Annotated in this window: 23 protein-coding genes and 1 tRNA gene; 13 read left to right on the plus strand and 11 right to left on the minus strand. The window is 34.8% G+C overall.

The features are described from left to right. Nucleotides 1-86: 86 nt before the first annotated feature. Nucleotides 87-1,739, plus strand: a complete 1,653-nt coding sequence (locus LCX93_RS11025) for a GGDEF and EAL domain-containing protein (RefSeq protein ID WP_226066326.1) — start codon at nt 87-89, stop codon at nt 1,737-1,739. A gap of 335 nt (nt 1,740-2,074) precedes the next feature. On the opposite strand, the gene LCX93_RS11030 is transcribed toward LCX93_RS11025, so the two are convergent. Both LCX93_RS11030 and LCX93_RS11035 read right to left on the minus strand, forming a co-directional pair. Beyond that, entirely contained in the window at nt 2,075-2,797 is a 723-nt protein-coding gene (locus tag LCX93_RS11030; RefSeq protein ID WP_226066327.1) for a hypothetical protein, read from the minus strand. Continuing rightward, complete coding sequence (locus LCX93_RS11035; RefSeq protein WP_226066328.1) at nt 2,798-3,004, minus strand: helix-turn-helix domain-containing protein; 207 nt, start codon at nt 3,002-3,004, stop codon at nt 2,798-2,800. Nucleotides 3,005-3,137: 133 nt separating this feature from the next. Here LCX93_RS11035 and LCX93_RS11040 point away from each other — a divergent pair, with 133 nt between their 5' ends. The 12 genes from LCX93_RS11040 (at nt 3,138) to LCX93_RS11090 (ending at nt 12,988) form a co-directional block, all read left to right on the plus strand. Then, the gene (locus tag LCX93_RS11040; protein WP_226066329.1) at nt 3,138-3,803 is read left to right on the plus strand and encodes a hypothetical protein; all 666 of its coding nucleotides are present in this window, start codon (nt 3,138-3,140) and stop codon (nt 3,801-3,803) included. A gap of 247 nt (nt 3,804-4,050) precedes the next feature. Further along, on the plus strand, nt 4,051-4,395 hold the full coding sequence (locus tag LCX93_RS11045; protein WP_226066330.1) for a hypothetical protein: 345 nt from the start codon (nt 4,051-4,053) through the stop codon (nt 4,393-4,395). Nucleotides 4,396-4,549: 154 nt separating this feature from the next. Continuing rightward, nucleotides 4,550-4,696 carry a hypothetical protein gene (locus tag LCX93_RS11050; RefSeq protein ID WP_226066331.1) on the plus strand — a complete coding sequence of 49 codons (147 nt, stop codon included), beginning with the start codon at nt 4,550-4,552 and terminating at the stop codon, nt 4,694-4,696. 85 nt (nt 4,697-4,781) lie between these two features. After that, a complete protein-coding gene (locus LCX93_RS12600) occupies nt 4,782-4,904 on the plus strand; it encodes a hypothetical protein (RefSeq protein ID WP_255613223.1) in 123 nt (40 codons plus the stop codon). A 151-nt stretch (nt 4,905-5,055) separates the two neighbouring features. Then, entirely contained in the window at nt 5,056-5,412 is a 357-nt protein-coding gene (locus LCX93_RS11055; RefSeq protein WP_226066332.1) for a hypothetical protein, read from the plus strand. Between the two features lie 321 nt (nt 5,413-5,733). After that, nucleotides 5,734-7,302: a hypothetical protein gene (locus LCX93_RS11060; RefSeq protein ID WP_226066333.1), complete on the plus strand. Its 1,569-nt coding sequence runs from the start codon at nt 5,734-5,736 to the stop codon at nt 7,300-7,302. 12 nt (nt 7,303-7,314) lie between these two features. After that, nucleotides 7,315-7,530, plus strand: a complete 216-nt coding sequence (locus LCX93_RS11065) for a hypothetical protein (RefSeq protein ID WP_226066334.1) — start codon at nt 7,315-7,317, stop codon at nt 7,528-7,530. 184 nt (nt 7,531-7,714) lie between these two features. Further along, nucleotides 7,715-8,758: a zonular occludens toxin domain-containing protein gene (locus LCX93_RS11070; protein ID WP_226066335.1), complete on the plus strand. Its 1,044-nt coding sequence runs from the start codon at nt 7,715-7,717 to the stop codon at nt 8,756-8,758. After that, nucleotides 8,706-9,908 carry a type II secretion system protein GspD gene (locus tag LCX93_RS11075; RefSeq protein WP_226066336.1) on the plus strand — a complete coding sequence of 401 codons (1,203 nt, stop codon included), beginning with the start codon at nt 8,706-8,708 and terminating at the stop codon, nt 9,906-9,908. The genes LCX93_RS11070 and LCX93_RS11075 overlap by 53 nt, the downstream gene beginning before the upstream one ends. 63 nt (nt 9,909-9,971) lie before the next feature. Further along, complete coding sequence (locus LCX93_RS11080; protein ID WP_226066337.1) at nt 9,972-11,381, plus strand: rolling circle replication-associated protein; 1,410 nt, start codon at nt 9,972-9,974, stop codon at nt 11,379-11,381. A 1-nt stretch (nt 11,382) separates the two neighbouring features. Continuing rightward, nucleotides 11,383-12,108, plus strand: a complete 726-nt coding sequence (locus LCX93_RS11085) for a DNA adenine methylase (protein ID WP_226066338.1) — start codon at nt 11,383-11,385, stop codon at nt 12,106-12,108. 1 nt (nt 12,109) lies between these two features. Then, nucleotides 12,110-12,988: a tyrosine-type recombinase/integrase gene (locus LCX93_RS11090; protein WP_226066339.1), complete on the plus strand. Its 879-nt coding sequence runs from the start codon at nt 12,110-12,112 to the stop codon at nt 12,986-12,988. Between the two features lie 64 nt (nt 12,989-13,052). Here the strand turns inward: LCX93_RS11090 and LCX93_RS11095 are convergent. From LCX93_RS11095 to guaA, 9 genes are all read right to left on the minus strand, one after another. Beyond that, a tRNA-Leu gene (locus LCX93_RS11095) sits at nt 13,053-13,136 on the minus strand. Nucleotides 13,137-13,207: 71 nt separating this feature from the next. After that, complete coding sequence (locus LCX93_RS11100) at nt 13,208-13,522, minus strand: F0F1 ATP synthase subunit C (RefSeq protein ID WP_151899443.1); 315 nt, start codon at nt 13,520-13,522, stop codon at nt 13,208-13,210. 141 nt (nt 13,523-13,663) lie between these two features. Then, the gene (locus LCX93_RS11105; RefSeq protein WP_226066340.1) at nt 13,664-15,844 is read right to left on the minus strand and encodes a polyribonucleotide nucleotidyltransferase; all 2,181 of its coding nucleotides are present in this window, start codon (nt 15,842-15,844) and stop codon (nt 13,664-13,666) included. Beyond that, nucleotides 15,841-16,509, minus strand: coding sequence for a phosphoribosyltransferase (locus LCX93_RS11110; RefSeq protein ID WP_151899441.1), 669 nt, complete (start codon nt 16,507-16,509; stop codon nt 15,841-15,843). The genes LCX93_RS11105 and LCX93_RS11110 overlap by 4 nt, the downstream gene beginning before the upstream one ends. Nucleotides 16,510-16,520: 11 nt before the next feature. Next, nucleotides 16,521-18,713 carry an LPS-assembly protein LptD gene (locus LCX93_RS11115; RefSeq protein ID WP_226066341.1) on the minus strand — a complete coding sequence of 731 codons (2,193 nt, stop codon included), beginning with the start codon at nt 18,711-18,713 and terminating at the stop codon, nt 16,521-16,523. Beyond that, nucleotides 18,706-19,155 (minus strand): RDD family protein, encoded by a 450-nt coding sequence (locus tag LCX93_RS11120; RefSeq protein WP_193150591.1) that lies wholly within the window; start codon nt 19,153-19,155, stop codon nt 18,706-18,708. The genes LCX93_RS11115 and LCX93_RS11120 overlap by 8 nt, the downstream gene beginning before the upstream one ends. Before the next feature lie 11 nt (nt 19,156-19,166). Beyond that, nucleotides 19,167-20,432: a phosphoribosylamine--glycine ligase gene (gene purD / locus LCX93_RS11125; protein ID WP_226066342.1), complete on the minus strand. Its 1,266-nt coding sequence runs from the start codon at nt 20,430-20,432 to the stop codon at nt 19,167-19,169. 413 nt (nt 20,433-20,845) lie between these two features. Beyond that, nucleotides 20,846-21,487, minus strand: a complete 642-nt coding sequence (locus LCX93_RS11130; RefSeq protein ID WP_226066343.1) for a uroporphyrinogen-III synthase — start codon at nt 21,485-21,487, stop codon at nt 20,846-20,848. Nucleotides 21,488-21,613: 126 nt separating this feature from the next. Next, a complete protein-coding gene (gene guaA / locus LCX93_RS11135) occupies nt 21,614-23,164 on the minus strand; it encodes a glutamine-hydrolyzing GMP synthase (protein ID WP_226066344.1) in 1,551 nt (516 codons plus the stop codon). Nucleotides 23,165-23,200 lie beyond the last annotated feature (36 nt).

The following is a 23,200-nucleotide window of genomic DNA, read 5'->3' on the forward strand; positions in this document are numbered from 1 at the left end:
TTTCCTTCTGACAATCCTCATTTAATTGATTAATAAAAGTTTTATGAGCAGCGATATATAATAGTTACTAACGCATGGAGTTCATAATGTCTACAAAATTTTGGGAAATACTACTGGTTGGCAATGATGCTTTTGTCCACGATATTTTAAAAGAAAAGTTGGGAGATGCCGTCATTTTCCATAAAAAACTCAAAGTACTCCATGCACACAACGCAGAAGAAGCACGAAAAATCATTCAAGACAATAAAGATATCGCTGTTGCCTTTATAGATATCAATATAGAAAAGCTGAGCGGCGGACTACAGTTAATCAACTACATTCGGGGACAAATCAGTACTACTATGCGCATAGTCATTATAGACAGTGTAGACTCAGCCGTTCCGACTGATAAAATTCTTGAGCATTATGATATAAATGATTATAGATCACGCGCCTGCATCGAGTCTCAAAAATTCTTTCTGACTGTGCGTGCAGCCATTAAACAGTACCAGCAGTTTAAAGACATTCAAGACAAAAAAGATGAAATTTACACGAAGATGACTACAAACGAGGTGACAAAACTGCCAAATCGGCTCAAACTCTCTGAAAATCTCAGCAGTACAGGAAAGAAATCTCTCATACTTATCAACATTGATGATTTCAGTGTCATTAACAACCATAACGGATTTGATTTTGGAGACAAGGTTCTGCGGGCTTTTTCTCGTTTTTTACTAGAAAAATATACACAGGATGCCCAGGTTTTTCATCTTGATGCAGATGTTTTTGCCATGCTCTATACCCAGGGAGACACTCTCTCAACCGAGCAGAGAATTACAAAGGTAAAAGATGACATTTACAACCATCTTTTCTCCATCAACGGTATTAAAATACATTTGACTGCCAGTATCGGCGTGGTGCTTGATGACTATGGAAACATTATACAAAAAGCAGAATTTGCCTTAAAAGAGGCACGTCTGTATGGAAAAAACAATCTGAAAAAGTACAGTGATGACTTGACAATTCTCCGCACTATCCATTCAAACTCTTTGTGGACAGGAAGAATCCGGGATGCCCTGAGTGAGCATAGGATTCTTACCTATTTTCAGCCTATAAAAAATCTTAAAACAGATAAAATTGAAAAGTATGAAAGTCTGGTCCGCATAGAGTATGAGGGTGAAATCTATTCTCCCTACCATTTTTTGGATGCCGCCCGCTACAGCGGACAGCTCTTTGAAATATTTAAAATAATACTTGAAGAGGCCTGTAGAAAAATTCAGACCAGTTCTTATAATTTTACAGTCAACATCAGTGACTATGACTTGAAACATCCGCAGTTTATGGCAGTTGTGAAAAAAAATATCGAAAAATACAGCATCAGTCCGGAACGACTGACCTTTGAAATTTTGGAAAACAACAGTATCGCAAAACACAAAGAGATTCAAAAAACACTTAATATTTTGCATGATCTCGGGTGTAAACTAGCCATTGATGATTTCGGTGCAGAATGTTCAAATTTCGGACAACTCAACAACCTAAAAATTGATTTTATAAAAATAGACGGGGTATTTATAAAAAATATCGTTGCAGACAAAAACTCCCAAATCACTGCAAAAACAATACTCGACTATGCTCACCAGAAAAACATTCCTGTGATTGCCGAATTTGTCTGTTCCTTGGAAGTTTATAACTATGTAAAAAAAATGGGTATAGATTATGCCCAGGGTTATGAGATATCGGAACCTAAACCTGAACTGTCTTAATGGCAGTGAACTTCCAGGTCATACTAACACTCAAATGGTACCAGTTTTTAAATATTGCTTTGAAAGTCCGTAAAATAGGGGGTTATGGTGCGCAGAGGGGGATTTGAAAAAGTCCTACCCATTTCATATGATATAATTCGATTGTTACAAGCAAGGTTTATCTTTAGCGTATGGGTGTTTTAAGGGAATTTGGAAGTGTGAGGGTATCTCCAAGAAAGGAGAAACCTTGTGTATTTAATACTTATACTAGTGGTTTTAATGGTGCTCGCTACACCGTTACATTAAAAAGGGAGCTTCGGCTCTCTTCCACTGGTGTAATTGTAACATATTTCTAATTATTTGTATAAATATTTAAATATTTTGACTTTACAATCTTGCATTAATCCGTGTTCTTGATTATATAAACATTCTATTTTGTGGTCTGCTGGATTAAATGTTCTTAAATCATTTATATTGCTTTTTCTAAAATATAAAATGTCTGTACTATATGGTGCATATGCTTTACATTCATTTACTATTTTATATATATTTGGATTTCCTCCGCAGGATATTCCTCCTGTTAGTCTATATTTGTAAATTCCATATATTGCAGAATTTGATACAAATCTTCCATCTTTTCTTCTTCTTATTTTTGAGTCAGATACTAGTTTTTCGTATCTTGAATATCTTTGATATCTTTTATAATTTGTTTTAGCTTTTTTATATCTTTTTTTTGATTGATTATTTTTATAAAAATTTTGCTTTTTTGTATAGTTAGTATAATTTTTTTTTGGTTGAATACTTATATTTTTTATAGTACTTCTATTGTTTATTTTACTTTTTAAATCTCTAATTTGATTAAATAATTGTTTATTGTTTTTTTGATATCTTTCTATTAAGTCTTTTTTATTTTTTATTTCATATTTTAATAGTTGGTTTTGATAGTCCAGTTCTTTAATCTTTTTTTCTTTTTCTTTGAGTATGTTTTCTAAGTCAATGTTTTTGTAAAATGTGTAACCAGATAGTCCGATTATGGTTGTTATAATCAGTGCAATAACTAATGCTATTATTAATCTCATTTATTTTCCTTTTAAATTAAATTTCCCAGAGCTGGCATTCTTTTTTATTTCTTCTAATCTTTCTAAATGTTTGCGAGTTTCTTCGATAGATTGGTCCAGTGCTAAACCTTGATTTATAAGTCTAACTAAATCTGGTCGTTCTTTTTCCCACTTATTTAGATTTTGTCTTGTTGTACCTAATAGTTTTGCCAATTCTTCTTTTGTCATATTAGTTTACCTTTTTTAATATAAAACGTTAAAATAATTGCAAATATAATTATAATTAAGCTCTCTTAAAGTTATAATAGTTTACAATATAAATATAAAACGTAAACATAGTTTACATTTAAGGAGTGACAAAATGCAAGTAAAACAAGAAAACATAAAAAGACCGTCTTTGATAGAACCATTCCTAAATATGGAACTATCCCCTACAACCGAGTTCATATCATATATAGACTGCTCTGTAAAATCTTCTAACGTTGTTCATAAAAAGAGTAATGTCACTTCTACCGCTCATAATATCAAAAAAAGACTTAAATCACAAAAATTCAATGTTTCATCTCATAGAGTTTTATTTTATCCTGCTTCCCGTTGTCTCGATATTTATGACTCAAAAGACAAGTTAATCTTAGGTGTTGAGCTTCAACAAGACGGAGATAATTTAAAGGTTATTTCTACAAAGTCTAATAATCCAAATAATATTGAAAAACAGCTCAAAAAAGAAATTGTTTTAAATAAAATAGAAAGAGATTATTCAGGCAATTTTTATACTTTTTTAGTTGATACTGAAAAAGAAACTCATAGATTTTCATCTGAAATACAAGCAGTTAAGTTTTGTATTAAAAATGAATTTTATGGCGATATTCAGGTTTATTATAAAGATGAATGGGCAGATTACACTAATGATATAAGAGATGATATTCCTGATCCAATTGAAATTTTCAATTTTCAGGATAGTTTACATTTTGTTTGGATATCTGCTGATATTGAAAGAGAATCCCGCAATCACACAACAATGCATTGAGCTTGATGTAAGTCGGTCGGTACCACGTCCAGCACCAGGAAGACGTTAAAAGCTTGTGTCCCTCGTCAGTCACTTCTCGGGGGTTAAAAAATTGAAGTGATATTAGTTAGATATGTAGAGCATAGAAACCGTGAGTCATTAGCAGGGTTTATTTTTTCCCTGTAAAAAGAAAAATTCATTTTCTGTGTTCTACATACTTAATTATGACAGTAGTTAAGTTAAAAATTAATTCACTGAGGAGTGACAGATGACAACACATATGATAGGACAGCTTTTAGAAGTAAAGCCGATAGAAATGGTAGATCGTAAAACTGAAAAAGTAAAGTACAGCACAGACCTTACAGTAATGTTTGACGGTATTGACGAAGAAGGTTTCAGAAAAGTATCTGTTGAAACTGTAAATGTTGATGAAGAATATTATGACGAACTCAAAGAAAAGATAGGAAAAACAATCGCCATTGCTTACACTGCAAAAGTAGACCAGTGGGGAGTTAAGTTTTATGCAGATAGATCCATGCCAGTGCTCGAGCTTGAAAAGAATCCGCTTGATTATTCAAAGTTTAAAAGAAAAGAGACAGCTAAAAAGTCTTAACAACAAGGCACCCGCAGGGTAGAGGCGTAGCCGTTGTGGCACCGCCCCAAGTTTATAGGCTTGTCGAGAACTGGAAAACAAGATTACTTCCAACTTCTTAACAAGTGCCTGAGAGAGGTAACTCTCTCCCCTAAACCGCAAAAGGATAATTGTTTTGAATAAAAGTTTAATCAGAATGTATCAATTAGAGATAAATAGATTAGTTTATCTTCAAAACAAATTTGGAATTGATTATAAAGAACAAATAGCAAGATTAAGAACCAAAAGAGATGAATTAATTTCAGAGCTAAAAGATTCTTAAAAAGTTCAGAAGCCTTGCATTAAGTAGCGTGAAATACTTAGTGCAGAGTTTCACGACCTGCAAAAAAAAATAAAAGGAGTCCATTATGGATTTAACTGGTATTGCTTATTCAACAACTGATGTTACTAGTGTAGGTGTTATTGTTATAACTGCTCTTGCGGCTATTTGGGGCGTTCGTAAAGCTATTTCTTTCGCAGGTAGAGGTTAAATATGCCTGAGATGCCTTCTTTGGATATTGCTGGTTTGACTGGGCTTATGACTATTGCTTTTGTTTCTCTCGGCATCTTTTGGGGCATTAACAAAGCCATACATATGGCTAAAAAATAGGGGATTTTTCCCCTGTAACAAAAGGTTTGATTATGAAAAAAATATTATTTATCTCTTTTTTATTGTCAAGTCTTTCTGCATCTTTTCTTTATGATAAAGATACTCCTATTTGTATTGAAGATTATTATATTAAAAACAGTCGTGTATATTTTTTAAAATCATCAGACGGTCAATGGTCTTCTACTCGTGAAAATAATACTATCAAAGATTTACATTCTGGTTATACTTGGGATGCAGATAACTCTATTTGTAAGCCTGAATCCTGGTTAATCCTTGGAATGGATGTAAAAGATTGGCATTTCCTGGAAGCTCTCACCGGTTTACTTTTCGGTTTTACTTTTATGTTTTTTACAATAATTCTATTTATGCAGGCAGGTAAAGAAAAATGATTGATTCTATATATTTAATTCAGTCCGTACTATTGTTGTCGTGGGGTATATTGTTTTATTTGACTTTGTTTTTATATGACTATAGAGTCAGAAAAATGAGGGAGTTAAAAGAACTCTATGAGGTTGTAAGTCAGTTTGAAGAACACTTAATAAAGACAACAAAAAGTATTCAAAAAGTCATTAATACATCAAAGGCGAAAAAATGATTTATTTTGAAATAACAGACATAGCGACAATAAACTATTTCGCTTCAATCTTTTTGAATCTTACAATAGTTTTAGCTCCGTTATTTGGTGCTTTGGCATTGACTAGGCATTGATTATGAAAAAATTCTTTTTTTTTATTTTATTTTTTTCTGATATAGTTTTTGCCGAATGTGTTGTTAATCCTACTGTAAACATTTCTTATAATCTTAGTGAAGTTATAACTCAAGGCACTGTTATTGATTCTTGTAAATCTGTACCTAGTTATTATTGGGGTAATGACGGTGTTACAAAATTTACGGCTTCAGAGCCTACTGGTGACGGCAGTTGTTATGTAACATATATAAAATATGTATGGGGTCCTGAGTGTACTGGTTGTACTGACACTGTTCCAGATGGTTTTATTGAATATCCAATGGAGTATGGTTCTTGTAAAAATTGGGATGATTTAAATTCTTCAGTACAGGCACAGTATGCACCAGGTACAACTGGTGGTGCTCCTATTTGTAATTCTTGTTATGCTCCTGCCAAAGCTACTTGTTCAAATGATGAGATACTAAATTCAAATAATGATTGTGTACCTTTACAACATTCTGCCGGTTTTCCTGATTCTACTAAAAAAGGAATTCCTAAATTTTTAAAAGATAATAATCTTAGTCCAGAAGAATGTATTGCGGGTCAAGTTTATGAAAATACAATAAATTATGCGAAAATTATAAATTATGATTATGGCGGATTGTATGATCCCGCCGGTTGTATGTTTGAAGTTTTTTATTGTAATGACGGTTTGACCTGGAATAAGACCGCTAAAACTTGTGAAGTTCCAAAAGATACAGAATCCAGTGATACTGTAAGCGATTATATTTCAGATGATACTAAAGCAGCATGTACTTCCGGATTATGGGCAAAATCCTGGACTTATGATTATTGTAATCAGCCATTGTGCTATATTTCTTTAGATATACAGGATTATAATTTACAATGTAATAATAAGTATATAGAGTATGACTGCACCAGTGATTATCGAGTGAAGACTTTTAAGCAGGTTTCATGTGGAGAAATAGCTAAATCAGATTTTTCTACGACTGATTTACAAATTACTCCTACAACTCAGCCAGATCCACCTACTGATACAAATAATGATATTAATATAACTCGTGATAGTAATGTTACTTCGACTTTTAATATTGATACAAATGCTACTGTAACAGATTACAGCGGGGTTGTTGGAATTATAAATGGTTCTCTTGACAAAGTCGATTCTTCGTTACAGGCTTTAATCGGTCAGTCTCAAATGACTAATCAGAAGCTTTCAGACGCAAATAGCAAATTAGGTTCTATTGATAACAAATTGGGTTCTATTGATGGTAAGTTAGAAGATATTGATAATTCTTTAAAACCTTTGCGTGATATTGATTCTTTATCTAAAGATTCTTCTTCACTTGTTGATTCTTTTAATAATGTTTTGAATGAAGGTTTTAATACTTATTTGAATCGTGATTATACTAATGGTCTTGCTAGTTCTTCATGTGGTGTTGTTCCGACTTATTCAATTGTTTTTCATGGTCGTACTATTGTCTTTTTTTCACAAGATTTATTGAATGTTTGGCCGTTGGAAATTTTTAGGACTATGATTATTTTTATGTTCGTTTTTAGTGGTGTCATTATGGCATTTAGAACTTCTTAAAAGGTTGTTTATATGGATTATTTAGTTAAAGTTGCTTTGATAATACCTTTTGGTATTGCTTTACATTTTGTTATTGATAAATTTATGACTTATTTTTCTTCTTATTTGCATACTTTACCTATGACGAGTATTTTATGTCAGTTTGGTATTTTTACTGGTTTAAATCTTTTTTTATCTATTGTTATATCTGCTTTTTTTGCTAAACAAATTTTATCTTTTTGGAAATAAAAAATGATAGCATATTTTTTAGGAATACCAGGCAGTGGGAAAACATACTACGGCGTTAACGTAATTTATGACAATTTCACTAAAAAAATTCCAAAAAAAACAAAGCTTACTTTAAAAAAAACTAAAAAACTGCTATACAAACATAAATGAATTCAATTTCAAATTGACAAAAAATGTCTATAAATTGGATTTTGATGAGTTTTTAGAAAAGTTACAAATTCTTTATAACATGGCTCACGGTATTGAGCAAAATTCAGATGATGATTTAAACTCAAATTATGAGAGTAAGACTTTGTCCGAATTGTTAGAATCTGGAATGACACTCCAGGAAGCTAAAGCTTATCGTGAAAAAATTTCTACTGCTTCAAAGCAAAAAAAGAAGATCCATAAAGCTTCTGATTCGGAGCTTATTAAAAAAGCAAAAGAGTTGAAGATTTATAAATCTCTTTTTGTCGTGGATGAGTGTCATAATTTTTTTGATATGGATAACAAAGTAAAAGTTTGGTGGCTTACATATCACAGACACCTTTATCATGATATATATTTAATTACACAAAATCTTTCTTTGGTACATCCTAAATATAAACCACTTGCAGAGGCTTTTTACAAAGCAAAATCTTCATCACTTACATTAAATAAAAAATATTTTAATTACATGTACTATACAGAGTCACGAATGACAAAAGATTCATTTGTTGAAACAATAAAAGTACCTAAACGTCAGGAAGTATTTAAACTTTATAAGTCCGGTGATGTTGTTGAATCTAAGAATGTCATTAAGCGTTTCATATATATAGCAATATTTTTTGTGTTTGTATTGTTTGCTTTGGCTTATGGATATTATAAATTTTCCATTGAAGATAGAATTACTAAAGATTCTGCTTTTACTTCATTCTCTGCACCTGTTCAAAAATCTGTTTCTCAATCTGTCAATAATGGTTTTATTGTTGAATCTGAATCAGAAGACAAAGATTATTCTGATTCTATGTATATGCTTTTTAAATGTAATGAGGAGATGTGCAGTTATAAAGATTTATATATTGATATAAAATTATTAACTTTTGCCACTCAAAATTTTAATTTAAATATTATCAACACTCGTCATGTATTTAGTCAGGTATATATTTCTGTTTCTGTAGATAGGTCTTTTTTAAATTTTATAAAAGGGGGTTCTGATGAAGTTAGACAGTTTAAAACTGATAGTATTATTTCTACTTTTGGTAAATAATTTACAAGCTTTACCGGACTATAAATCTGTAACTTTAGATGATTTTGTTTCGTCTGTTGCAAGTTCTAATCATGTAAATATTTTTATAGATGAAGATTTGACAAAGCAAAACATATCTTTTTATATTCCTGTTATTAAAAGCCCTAAAATTTTATTTCAGGCTTTTAAAATTGCAATAGAGAAGAAAAATTTACGTTTGATAAAAAAAGGTAATTTCTATTATTTGCAAAAGAAAAAAGAGTTTAAAATTCTTCAATATATGTTTACATTAACTTACAACTGTTCTGATGATTTTATAAAGTATTTGAAATTATTGAATCTTAAATATACTTTTTTCAAATCAAATAATACTTTTTTAGTAAGTTGTAATTATCTGCAAAAAGAAAAAATTGCTACTTTTTTAAAATCCCTCGACAAACAGGCAAAACAGGTCATGCTTAAATTTATAATTATTTCATTTGATGATAATGTTAAAGATGAAAAGGGTATTACACTTTCAAATACATATCAGGCTTTGGATGGAACTGTTCAGTCTGCTGTAAATTCTTTGATTTTTCCTCTTTCAACTGCCAGAAATATATTAAGTAGCACTTCTTTTTATTCGGCGATTCGTTTTTTAAATTCCAACAACACGATAAATATAAAGCAGTTTCCTTATGTCCTGGTTCAAAACAATCATAAATTTAAGTTTGAGAGTGTGCAGAATATTCCGTATCTTGTGCAAAACACTCAAACAGACAGTAACACTGTTCAGAACAATAACAGCTATGAATATAAGGATGTCGGGCTTAAGATTTACGGTACTGCAAATATTTTAAAAGAGTTTGTGACGCTTGATTTAGATTTGACTATTGAAGACTTGATAAATACTACAGGCGATAATCTCACGCCATCAACAAACAAAAGATATTTAAATTCTATTACTAATTTGAAATATGGCCAGATTCTATTATTGAGTGGAATCAAGCAAAAAAAGCAGGAATCAACAAATATAAGAGTGCCTGTTTTATGCAATATTCCATACCTGGGCAAAATGTTCACGTATGATTTTAAAACTGATTCTAGCAGTAATATTACCATCGCCATTGAAGTTTTAGATAGTAAGGCTAACGCTCTTTTGCTTCCGCCCGAGGTACGAGGGCGGGAGTAAAAGGCGGAGCCTCTTGGCTATCTATAAAAAGTTGTTTGACAAAATTTAAAAGGAAGTGACAAAATGAAAAATTATGGTTTAACAAGCTATCAAAGAGAATATGCTTTAAAAAAATTACACAACAATCTTGAATTTATGAATTCAAACGGTGTTAGGATTGATAATGATGTCTTTGTGCCTTATGCTGACTTCGTGCAAAATTCTTATAATAATTCTGATAGATATATTGCAGAGATTCAACACAGGGCTTGGAATATGTTCGATTATGCCCGTGAAAATGAACTTGTGAATTTGATGTTTACGCTTACGCTCCCGTCTGTATGGCATCCCATGAAACGCAAATACCCAAATTCAAAAACTGATAAGATTATGATTTTTAATCAGCAGTTCGGCGGTCGCAAATATATTACAAAAATAAATGGTTATAAAATCTTAAATTGTAATGTAGTCCAGCGGGTTGGTATGGTTGAGCCTGATTTAGATTTTAGTCCTATGGATAAATATTCCCCTCGTAATGCTTCTAAAGAACTATCTAAAATGTTGAAGCGTTTTTATATGGACCGTTCTTATACTTCTATAGATAAAAAAGAGCGTTGTTACTTTCGTGTAACGGAACCGCATGAAGACGGTACGCCACACGTCCATATGTCTTTATTCGTGCCAAAGGATAAGCAAGAGCGTATCATCAAAGCTTTAAAGCGTTTATACCCTGCACCAATGGGGCAAATTGAAACTGACATCAGAAAGCCGGTCCACTACTTAATGAAGTATGTTTTAAAGACATTTGACGACTTAAGAGAAGATAAAAATATATCAAATTTAACATTGTGGTATCTGTATCACGGTATTTCAAGGTTCTATACATCACGTACTTTTGTAAATCTCGAAATATACAGACGGCTACAGGGAAAATATGAGCTTAAAGAGCTAACAGAGGCTTACCGCCGTGAAGAGGTCAATATTTATTACTACAAAGACAGCGATAAAATTGCACTTATTGAGAATGAATACGGTACGCTTTATGTTCCAAAGCCCGTGAACTGGTCAGAAAAGATAGAGCATAAAGACAGACTAAGTGAAGATGGCAAGACAATACAGCTTGACAGCGGTTTTGAGAGTATATACAAAGAAGTTCCGCCAAAGCCTATAGAAGTGGTTATTGATGGTAAGGAATACATGACTTATAACTTTAAGCTTAAAGAACATAATGTAGGTAATGCAAAGCTAAAAGAACTCGGCATTGAGCCTGTTCCTTTGACTGATATTCTTATAGTACAAAGAAAAAAACCGTATCAAATGAATGATTATGAATTGTATCAATATTTTCAAGGCCTGGATATAGATACTGTGGATGATAAGCATTATTTGTATACTCGTAATCTGCTTATTGAGCGTGGCTATGATGTGGGTGAGTGGCTGAAACTCACAGCTATTGAGGAATTGCAGGAAGAAATTGAAAGTGAGGTGTTTTAAAATGAAATATTTAGGAAGAAAAGGTTCATCTGGTATTTATCAATTTATTATAAATAAAATTCCAAAGCATGATGTTTATATTGAATGTTTTTTTGGAACGGGGTTTATCAGTTCTGTTAAAAAGAAAGCAAAATTAAATTTTGGTATTGAAATTTCAAGTGCACTATGTTCAAAACTTTCTATGCAGTACCTTGATGTTGATTTGATTAACGGAGATGTTTTTATTGAGCTGCCTACATTGTTAAATTCTTCTATATTGTCCGGAAAAAATATTTGTATTTATTTAGACCCGCCTTATCTCCATGAAACAAGAACTTGTGTAGATAAATGTAGGTATGAATATGAACTTACGATTGGCCAGCATATACAATTATTATCTATGCTTGAGCAAATTTCAAATAAGTATTCTAATGTTTATATTTTACTTAGTGGTTATAAGTCTGAGTTGTATATGTCTATGTTGCCAGGTTGGAATTATTTTGAAACGCAATGTATGTCGAGAGGTGGCAAAAGAATAGAAAGTTTATGGTGCAATTTCAATCCTGATAATTTTATCAAACATCAATATGACTATGTTGGCCAAAATTATACTGATAGACAGCGTATTAAAAGAAAAGCGAAGAATTTGATTAAAAAACTTTCTAGCATAGATAACAATGATGAAAGGCAGTATATTTTAGAATGTATTTTAAAAGAATTTGATTTAGTACTGCATAGAAAATTATAAAATGAAATTTAATTACTATTCATCTTTATATCTTGAATTTAAAGAACATGAATTAAAACCATCAACATATTATAAATATAACAATATTGTTTCTGCTCGTATAAATCCATATTTTCAAGATAAAGATATAGATACCATCAAACCATCTGATATTAAAAAGTGGTTATATAATATTGATGATGTAGGTGCAAAATCTAAAAAACATTATATAGGTGTACTTAGTGGAATATTTCAAGAAGCTTTATATGATGATGTTATTTCAAAAAATCCGGTTAAGCAAATAAGAATGCCTAAATATGAAAAACCTACTATAACGCCTTTTACTGCTGACGAAGTTTATATTATATTAAATCATGCTAAGAATTTTAATTATAAACATTATCTAGCTATTGCATTTTATACAGGTATGCGTAGTGGCGAGATTATTGCTTTGAAAAAAACTGATATAGATTTTAAAAATCGGGTAATAAAAGTTTCCCGTTCTCGTGGTATATTTGGAGAAAGTACACCCAAAACAAAATACAGCATAAGGCAGATTCCTATTATTGATTCTTTATTGCCATATTTAGAAGCGATTTACTATAAGCATGATTATGAGTATTTATTTATAAACCAGTATAAAAAACCATATAGAGATAACAATGTATTTACTTATAAGTTCTGGGAACCGTCATTAAAAGAACTTGGAATTGAGTACAGACGTCCGTACAATACTCGTCATACATATGCTACAAATATGCTTTATAATCAGCTTGTATCTCCTGTGCAATTGGCGCAGCTTTTAGGTCATGCTAATACACAAATGGTGTATGATGTATATGTTAATTATTTAGATAAACAGTTAGAAAATTTTGATAATTCGATTGTCGTTTATAAATAAGGGGTAAGTAAGGGATTACCTAGTTTTTAAATATTGCTTTGAAAGTCCGTAAAATAGGGGGTTATGGTGCGCAGAGGGGGATTTGAACCCCCACACCCGAAGGCACAACGACCTCAACGTTGCGTGTCTACCGTTCCACCACCTGCGCATTTGTGTGGTATAAAAGTGACCTGACTCGTAAAGAGTCAAGTCTGAGGTATATTTAGTAATCTTTAAAGATTATCCTAAATACGGGTTAGCATAAAGTGCGATTAACGCAATTACCAGTGCATAAATAACCTGTGCTTCGATCATTGCAAGAGCGATGAACATTGTAGTCATAAGTTTAGCACCAAGACCCGGATTACGTGCAGTACCGGCGATAGTTGCAGCAGCAGTATGACCCATACCGATAGCTCCACCTAATGCAGCAAGACCAAGACCGAGACCGGCAGCAATCATTGAGTATGCTTTAAGAGTTTGGTTGGCAACCTCACCGTCATTTGCGAATGCAGCAGCAGAAAAAGCTACTAAAAGAAAAAGAATTTTTTTCATAATATATTCCTTGAAATAATTACAATCCGTTCGGATAGCGTAACCTCATTACATGTAATGAAGCAACCTAAACATAAATGCCCAGATTTCCCTACTAGAAATTGATAAGCGCATTATATGAAAGTTTTGCTAAATATTCTCTTATGCAAGACCTAAAGATATTTTATTTCCTTTAAATTCTAAAATCTCCACCTTTACTTTATCGCCTTCACTTAAAATATCGCTTACATTGTCCACACGTTTGTCTTTTGAAAGTTTGGATATGTGCAACAGGCCGTCTGTTCCGTCAGGCAACTCTATAAAAGCACCAAAGTCAACGATTTTTTTCACAGTCCCTTCGTATTTTCCGCCTACTTCATATTTTATTTTTTCTTTTTTCGGTGCATTGACAATTTTTTGGATATGCTCTTTTGCTCCCTCTACACCATTTTTGTTTTTACCGGTAATTTTAACTTTTCCCTCTTTTTTATCTATATCTATCGCCACTTCAAATTTTTCAATCATTTCACGGATTGTCTTTCCTGCCTGACCTATAATTTCACCGATAAATCCCGGATCAATATGAAAAAATTCTGTAACAGGGAGTACGCCGTCATTAAATTCTATTTTAGCCTCTGCATCAAGCATAATATCAATAATATACGCACGTCCCTCTTTTGCCTGATACAGTGCTTCTTTTAAAATGTTCAGACTTACACCACCGAGTTTGATATCCATCTGCATAGCGGTAATGCCCTCTTTTGAACCGGTAACCTTGAAATCCATATCTCCATCATGATCTTCAAGACCCATAATGTCAGAAAGAATGGCATAACGCTCTCCATCACTTATCATACCCATGGCAATACCTGCAACCGTATCACTTGTCTCAAGCCCTGCAGCTTTAATCGCGAGATACCCGCCACACACAGTTGCCATTGAAGAAGAACCGTTTGACTCCAGTATTTCAGACACCAGACGCACTGTCTGTCCATCAAGGTTGAGTATCGGCTCAAGCGCACGTTTTGCTAAATTTCCGTGTCCGAGTTCACGTCTTTTAGTTCCCATAATAGGAGAAGCTTCCCCTACCGAAAATCCCGGAAAGTTATAATGCACCATAAAGTTTTCATTTTGAGTGCCGGAATCTGTCAAGCCTTCAAACATTTGTGCATCTTTTGGTCCGCCCATTGTTAAAACAACAAGAGCCTGTGTCTGTCCACGTGTGAAGAGACAAGAGGCATGTGCAGCAGGCAATACATTTGTGTCAATACTGATAGGACGTATTTCTGTCAGTGTACGTCCGTCGGCTCTTACTTTCTCATTGAGTATCTGTGCACGTACCTGTTCTTTTTTGACTGCTTCTATGGCTGCTTTGAGCTCAAGCTCATCCCACTCCAGATTATTGGTAAGAATTCTTTTTCTCAGGTTTCGCAAAGCAGTTGAACGTTCGGATTTTGCCATTTGGTTCATAGCATCTATGATATCTTGCATATGACGTTCTTTCACAAAAGCCACCATCTCTTCATTTAAACCGTCTGTTTTGAGTTCCAGAGGTTTTATCTCTTTTTGGTACGGTCCAAAGGCCACTTCATATTCAACATTTGAAGCAAAAAGAATTTTTTCTGTTTTATCAAGCACTTCTATCAGTTCATCTTCAGGCATTGCATTGGATACATGTGTATCTACCACTATTGTGCCAAGACTCGGATCCATCATCGGGTCAAGCATCGGCTCGTAGGTCTCTTCAACCTCAACCTTTTCACTGCCGATAGAACGCATCTCTATCATCAGTAAATCTTTCTTCGTTCCTGAAAGATACAAATCCAGTGTAGAGTTCTTCAGCTGTGAGAGTGTTGGATTCAATACAAGCTCCCCGTCTACTTTTGCTGCGCGAACCGCACATACACTGCTGTTTATATCTATGTCCGAAGTAAAAAGTGCAGCCGAAGCGGCATTAAGAGCCAGAACCTGCATGTCAGACTCAGCATCTGCCGAAAATACCATAATGGTAATTTGTGTCGGGTGCCCGAATCCTTTTGGAAACAAGGGACGCAGACTTCTGTCCACTATTCGTGATGTCAGGGTCTCAAAATCACTCGGCTTTGTTTCACGTTTGAAGAACCCTCCCGGAATTTTTCCGGCTGCATATGTTTTTTCTATGTACTGTACAGTCAGAGGCAAAAAATCGTCTTTGACAATTTCAGTCTCATCAATCACTACTGTCGCAAGTATTACAGTTTTGCCTGATTTAAGCCATGCCGAACCGTTTGCCTGTTTGGCAACATCACCAAAGGAGTATTCTTCCACTCTGTTTTCTAATTCTAATTTTACATCATACGTCATCTGTTATCCTTTAAATCTTTACTGAGTATTTCTTCTATTTCTTCATCGTCCATTATTGTTAAATTCTTATAATACAATGATGTTTCTACATAATCATCTATGTCATACAGAAAAAATATATCATCTACGAATGTTTCTAACAACTCTAAAACATCTCTTGGCAGTACAGGACTGGCAATATAAACTGCTTTTGGTTTCTGGGCCAAAACTGTTTTGAGTGCAGTCATAAACTTGCTTCCTGTCTCACTTCCCTCATCTACAAGTAAAACAATCTTGTTTTTCATGGGAGGAAACGGTCTTCCTTTGCGATACTTGTATATATAGCTAAGTATATCTTCTTCATGCTTTCTATGAGCTTCTCCGTAGATATAATCATACTGTATTCCAAAGGCATTAATCAACTCTTCATTGAGTACAATCTCCTCTGTTTCACTGACTCTGGCAACTTCACATTCAGGATTGTTTGGTGCCATAATTGCTTCTAAAAAAAGAATTTCCAGGTTGTTTTTCAACTTGCCTTTTATCAATGAAGCCAATTCAAGTCCGCCTTTTGACACTGCAACAATATTCCACGCTTCTTCTTTTAATTTTTGCATAGGCAGTACATCACGAAGCTTTTGTGCTGCATCTTCTCTGTCTTGTAAAATATGCTTATACTTTTGCATTTTTTTGCATCCTATTTTGTATCATCCGGCAATTTATACGATAAAAAAGAGCTGCCGGCATTTGCTTTCATTAAGGGTTTCAATACAACAGTCAAGTATATAAACCTGTCATAGACAGAGGAACTTGTACTCCCGACTGTAGTCAAAACAGGTCTGTTGTTTTCGGTATACTGCACTCCAAAATCCCAACATCGCTTTGTGTACAAAAATCCGAAAGAGAAACTTTTTCTCTCTTTTGATTCTAAATCATAATTATAGCTTGTATTGTAGGAATAGTGTTTGTTGTAAGTATATTTTACATTTGATGTGAGATAACTTGTATAAGGTGTATAGGTATCTGTTTTTGGCAAAAAAGTATTTTTATACAAATGTGAGAGTGCAATTTTCACGCCATACCTGTTGAATGACACCTGATTCAAAATCTTTGAAAACTTCTTTTCTTTATAATTATAAAACATGTTATTGTAATAAGACAAAAAACTTGTTATTTTATAGTCAAGTTCATTTTCCAAATCTCCATACCGTTCTTTTGTATTTTCGTAAGAGATGTTTTGGGAGAGTCTGTGATAAACAATCTCCTGCGCAGAACTGTCATAAAAATATTGCTGAAAGTTTATCTGTGTATCATTCTCAATTGTTGCTATATTATAAAACTCACATCTTTGTGCATAATTTGGATCTGCCTTATTTGTAAAATCTGAACAGTAGTCCATATTATCCTTATAAAAACCATCTTTTTTACTCCAGCCTTTTGCGTTATAACGCACTTCCAAGCCTACAACATGACTAAAGTTTTCATATCCTTTTGTCAGCTGTGTTGAAACAGCAACCGTATGGTAGTTACTTGCATAAAAACCGTCATGATATTCAAAACCAGGAATTGGATTTTGTTCATGTCCGCTAAATTGAGAATGCTGCAGATACAGATTTGCCTTGTATGAAAGATTGATATATTCACCAAACAATGGCGTTTGAAGTGTTACAGGCAGATTTACATCTGTTTGAATTACTTTTTTGTTTATAATTCTTTGAATATTATTACTCTGCACATCAAATGAGTACAGCAAATGATCTTTAAAAAAAGTATCTACATAATGATGGTATTGAACAGTTGGGAGTTTTTGCAGTGTATTGTCATTTGTCTGGAGTGTCAAATCTTCATAATATTTAAAATAGGTGCCTATATAGTTGTCGTTTGTATTGTAAAAAATGTTTACTCTTGAGAGTACCTGTGTTGCGGTTGCCTGCTGCAGGGCATTGTTGTTTTGCGCAAGGTTAATGTAGTCAACATCATTCATATGGTTAATATCTGCATATATGCCGGATTGTCCCGGCAAGTCCAGTCCAAGCCATTGATTCAGAGGATTTGTATTGTCATACTTAAAATTAAATCCGTAATGGGATTGGTTTTGCAGATTATATCTTAAATAATAGTCCTCGTTTTCTTTAAAATATCCTGCTTTGAATTCTCCGTGCGAAACAGCAGAATCCACAAATCTGAAAGTAGTATAGAGTCCCTTTCCTCTTGTGGTTCTGATTTGTGGATTTATTTCTAAATCCCACCAGTTCTGTGTTGCAATATAAAAGGGCTGTTCATAATAAAACCCTTCTGTTGAAGATATGCCAAAAGACGGCTTCAAAAGACCGGTACGCCGTGTCGTATCAAGAGAGTAGCCAAAATAAGGCGTGTAAAATACCGGGATATCATAAATATAAAGCCGTGCGTTGTATAAATTAATCCATTTGGAATCTGTATTGTAGTCCGATGAGGAAAACTCCATTGTCCATAAAGGGTCTACAGGGTCACATCCACTGACTGAACCTGAAGTGATATCCAGAAATACCCCTTTTGATTCACCCTCATTTGCACTGATCCAGACATCAGATTTATTCTCAAGCAGATAAAGCGGTTTAAAGTACCGCTCTTTTTTTGCCAAATTGAGTTTTGCATAGTTTCCGAGTATCTTGTACTTTTTGTTATGATTGAGCCGTACCTTTGTAAAAAGTTCCAAATCTTTCGTTTTTTGATTATACACCGCTCTTTGGGCAGTTAAAAAATAATCTTTGTAAACAACAGTGACTCCTCCGTCCGCATACACAATATTATTTTTTGATTTGACAGATGATGCGTATATTTCAATCTTGTCATCTGCAGTCAGAATGCTCATACAGGCAAGCAGGAAAAAAAGAAAATATTTAAGCATCTATCACCAAAGTTTTTGCGGTTTTATCATGCCATGCCTGGCGCTGCGGATCAAACATCCCCCATACAAAACCAAGATAAAAAATCATTTCACTTATAATCCTGAAAACTGCCCTGTTGAGGGCTACTGCAAAGTTCGGATTGTCCAATGTGCGTATATCAATAACCTTTATTTTCATTGCCAGTTTCCCCAAAGTAGCCCCGTACTGCATTACAAAAAAAGTCTGGTAGACTATTTTCATTGCAATATACTGCATAACATAGGTATTTGTCAGAATAATAATATCTTCAACCGTCTGTGCATTGGCAAATGAATCAGACATTGCGATAATAAGCAAAAAAGAGAGAAGCATTTCATCTATAAAAAATGCCATTGCCCTTTTTTTAACAGAGGCGAGCTGTAAATGTTCTCGGTTGAGAAGTTTTTCAATCTCTTCATTCAAAATTCAAATTCCTAAAGAGCTTGGTAGGCGATATCTGTACGAAGTTTTTTTCCTGCAAAATGAACCTGTCCACATCTCATGTAGGCTCTGTCACGGGCCTCTTTGATACTCTCACCCAAACCGACACATACCAGAACACGTCCACCCGTTGCGTAGAGTTTCCCGTCTTCCATTGTAACACCGGCAAAAGAGATATGTGTATTTTCTTCTATTTCTTTATGCTTGACATCATCCAAAATAATTTCAGCAGGTGTTGATGGTCCGTAGGGATAGTTTTCACTCGCCATAACCACACCGACAGCATACTGGTCTGAAAATTCTACTTTGATCTCGCCCAAGCGGTTTGTTGCCGCTTTGTAAAACATGTCAGAGACACTTGAGGTCATTAACGGCATAAGAATTTCACATTCAGGATCTCCAAAACGTACATTAAACTCCAGAGTAACCGGCTCACCGTTTACCACCATAATACCGATAAAAAGCACACCCTCAAAAGGGGCACCCTCTTTTTGCATTCCCTCAAGCGTCGGACGTATAATACGCTCTCGCACTTTTTGGTACAGTTCCTCATCTACAAGCGGAGTCGGGGCATAGGCACCCATTCCCCCTGTATTTGGACCTTTGTCGCCGTCAAGCAGGCGTTTATGGTCCTGTGCAGCCGGAAGTAAAATATAATCTTTCCCGTCACATACTGCGAACATAGAAAGTTCATATCCGTCTAAAAACTCTTCCACGATTACTTTTTTACCCGCATCACCGAAACTTTTTCCGCTGAGCATTTCAGAAATTGCTTTTTTTGCCTCATCATGGGATTGTGCAATGATAACACCCTTTCCGCCACACAGACCATCTGCTTTTACAACGATCGGTGTCTGCAGTCTGTTTGTAAACGCAAACAGCTCTTCTATCGAATCACTCTCTATGTATTTTGCTGTAGGAATGTCATATTTTGCCAAAAAGTTTTTCATATAAACCTTTGAACCCTCAAGCTGTGCGGCTTCTTTGCCTGGTCCGAAAATTGTCAACCCCTCTGCCTTAAATATATCAACAACACCATCCACCAAAGGCGCTTCAGGCCCTACTATAGTCAAATCAATCTCATTTTCTTTAGCAAATACTGCCAAATCATTGTAATCTTTGATATCGAGATTTGTTCCCAGATTGTTTGTTGCACCGTTTCCAGGCTGAAAAAAAAGCTCATGTTCTGCTTCTTCATTTTTTATAGCACGGGCAATAGAGTACTCTCGTCCACCGCTCCCCAATATCAATATTTTCATTTGTATCTCCATAAGTTGTTAAAAAAATTTATTTATCTCACCACCATAAAATAAAAAAATTCTTTACATAAAAAAGCACCCAGGTGCGTGAGCTTCCTGCTGAAGGCTTTTGTGCCCCTTGAGGGTAAAACCTAGTGTTAACGTAGTTAGCGGAATTACTTCCGATAGCGTCTAAATAATATGTAACCCGAGCAGCCGTCGCACTATTGGCTTGGTTCTAAAAGCCGAATTTGGGTGAAGAGAGGGTTGTCTAACGGCGGCAATCTCATCGGCAGAGTCAACATACCTCAAGCGAAACCACCGACACACAACAACCCTACTGGTTCACGTTGTGAATATGTAGAACCCGCATATATGTGCTGACACGAACTACTCAGATTAACAGGATAATTATACTAAAAATATGCTTGTTTTTATTTTAGAGAATACGCTATTTGCATACAACTCTCGATAGTTGTCTCATCAGAGAGAGTATAGAAGCAGTTTTTTGGCAGTGCTTTTGCCGTCGTTTTGCCAATAACTATTATTTTGTGTGTGTGCAGCAAAGTATGCCTGCTTAAAAAACACTCTACACTCGAAGGAGAGGTAAAAATAAGTATAGCCTCCTGCGGCACTGTTACATGTAACAACTCTTCACTGCATTTGCTTGCATAGACAATTTTTTCATCTATGCAGTATCCCTCTTCTTTACATGTAAAGACAAAATCAGAGGCAACAAACTCAGCACGCAGATAAAGCCATTTTGTCTCTTTTGGGTATTGTTTGATTTTTTCCACAAGAGTATCACCATACCCCTTACCGACAGCCAGAACCTGCCCCCCTAAATCTTCAAAACTTTTTGCACTCTGTTTTGAAATGCAAAGCGCCGGCTTCTTTATATACTCTTTTTTCTCATACTGTTGTAACGCTTTTGATGCCTGCTTTGAGGTAATAATAAAATAATCGTATTTGGAAAAATCAATTTCAGGCTGAAAAAAAGTAATATCCAAAGAGTTTACATGTACAGCATCAGGATGAGAAGAGACAGAAAAAAGGTAAATGGGCTTATTATGCATTGAAATTTCCTCGTTTATGGAAATCGTAAAAAGTTTGATGTAATTTTGAATGTTTTTAGGTTGAGGCATAGTTAATCTATGCCGATGCCTAAATCATTTCAAAGTGCATTGAAATTTTTCTCGATTTTATTCCCATTCGATTGTTGCAGGTGGTTTTGAAGATATATCATAAACTACACGGTTTATCCCATCCACTTCATTGATAATACGTCTTGAAATTCGCTCCAGCAGATCATGCGGCAGATGTGCGAATGTTGCTGTCATGCCATCAACCGCCTCTACAACTCTGATACATACCGTGTTGTCATAGGTACGGTTGTCACCCATTACACCTACTGATTTTACATTTAAAAGCACGGCAAAAGCCTGCCATGTTTTTGCATAATACCCGCTTGCTTTGAGTTCATCCAGCAAAATAACATCTGCTTCGCGCAGAAGATCCAAATCAGGAACATTTACATCTCCCATGATTCTAATGGCAAGACCAGGTCCGGGAAAAGGATGACGGTTAATCATACTCTCCGGAAGTCCCAGTTCCAGTCCGATTTTACGCACTTCGTCTTTAAAAAGTTCACGCAGCGGCTCAATCAGTTCAAAATCCATCCAGTCAGGAAGACCGCCGACATTATGATGAGATTTAATCACTTCTGAGGGGCCGTTGACAGAGATTGATTCGATAACATCCGGGTAGAGTGTTCCCTGTGCCAAAAACTTAATACCGTCATGCTTTTTCGCCTCTTTTTCAAACTCTTCTATAAAAGTATGCCCGATAATTTTACGTTTTTGTTCAGGGTCACTCACTCCTGCCAGTTTTGTCAGGAAATTATCCGCTGCATCCACAGTAACAAGAGGCGCTTTGAGATTTACTTTGAAAACTTCTTCAACCTGCTCTCTCTCACCTTTACGTAACAGTCCGTTATCTACAAACACAGGAATAAGCTGATCACCTATTGCTTCATACAGCATTGCTGCTACAACAGAACTGTCAACGCCTCCGCTTAATCCGCAAAGCACTTTGGCATCGCCGACACGTTCACGGATGGATTCAATCTGCTGCTTGAGAAAATGCTCCATTTTCCATTTTTCTGTCACTCCGCAGATATTTTTTGCAAAGTTACGAAGCATCAGGTAGCCTTCTTCAGAGTGCTGTACTTCCGGGTGAAACTGAAGCGCATAGACACGTTTTTCATCATTTGCAATGGCCGCATACGGTGAATTGTCAGATGTGGCGATTACCTTAAAACCCTCAGGAAGTGTTTCGACTCTGTCCGAGTGGCTCATCCAGACTGTAGTGTGATTGTCACAATCTTTAAAAAGAGGGGAAACATTGTCAGGGTAGCCGACTATGTCAAGTTCTGCTTTTCCGTATTCATGGTGGTCAGAGCGTATAACCGAACCGCCAAAATCTACTGCAATTCTTTGCATCCCATAACAGATGCCAAGAATGGGAATGCCCATTTTATAAACCTCTTTGTCAACTTCATAGGCATCTTTGTTGTATACAGAAGAGGGGCCTCCGCTGAGTATGATACCCTGAGGATTTTTTGCTGCAATATCCTGGGCTTTTGTATGAAAAGGAAGGATTTCACAGTATATTTTATCTTCACGAAGACGACGAGCGATGAGTTGTGTGTATTGAGAGCCAAAGTCTAAAACTATAATGCTAACATTTGTCATTGAAATGCCTTTTAATAAATTTATATATAAAATGAG

Origin of the sequence: Sulfurimonas sp. SWIR-19, assembly GCF_020410885.1 — a bacterium.
GTDB lineage: Bacteria > Campylobacterota > Campylobacteria > Campylobacterales > Sulfurimonadaceae > Sulfurimonas > Sulfurimonas sediminis.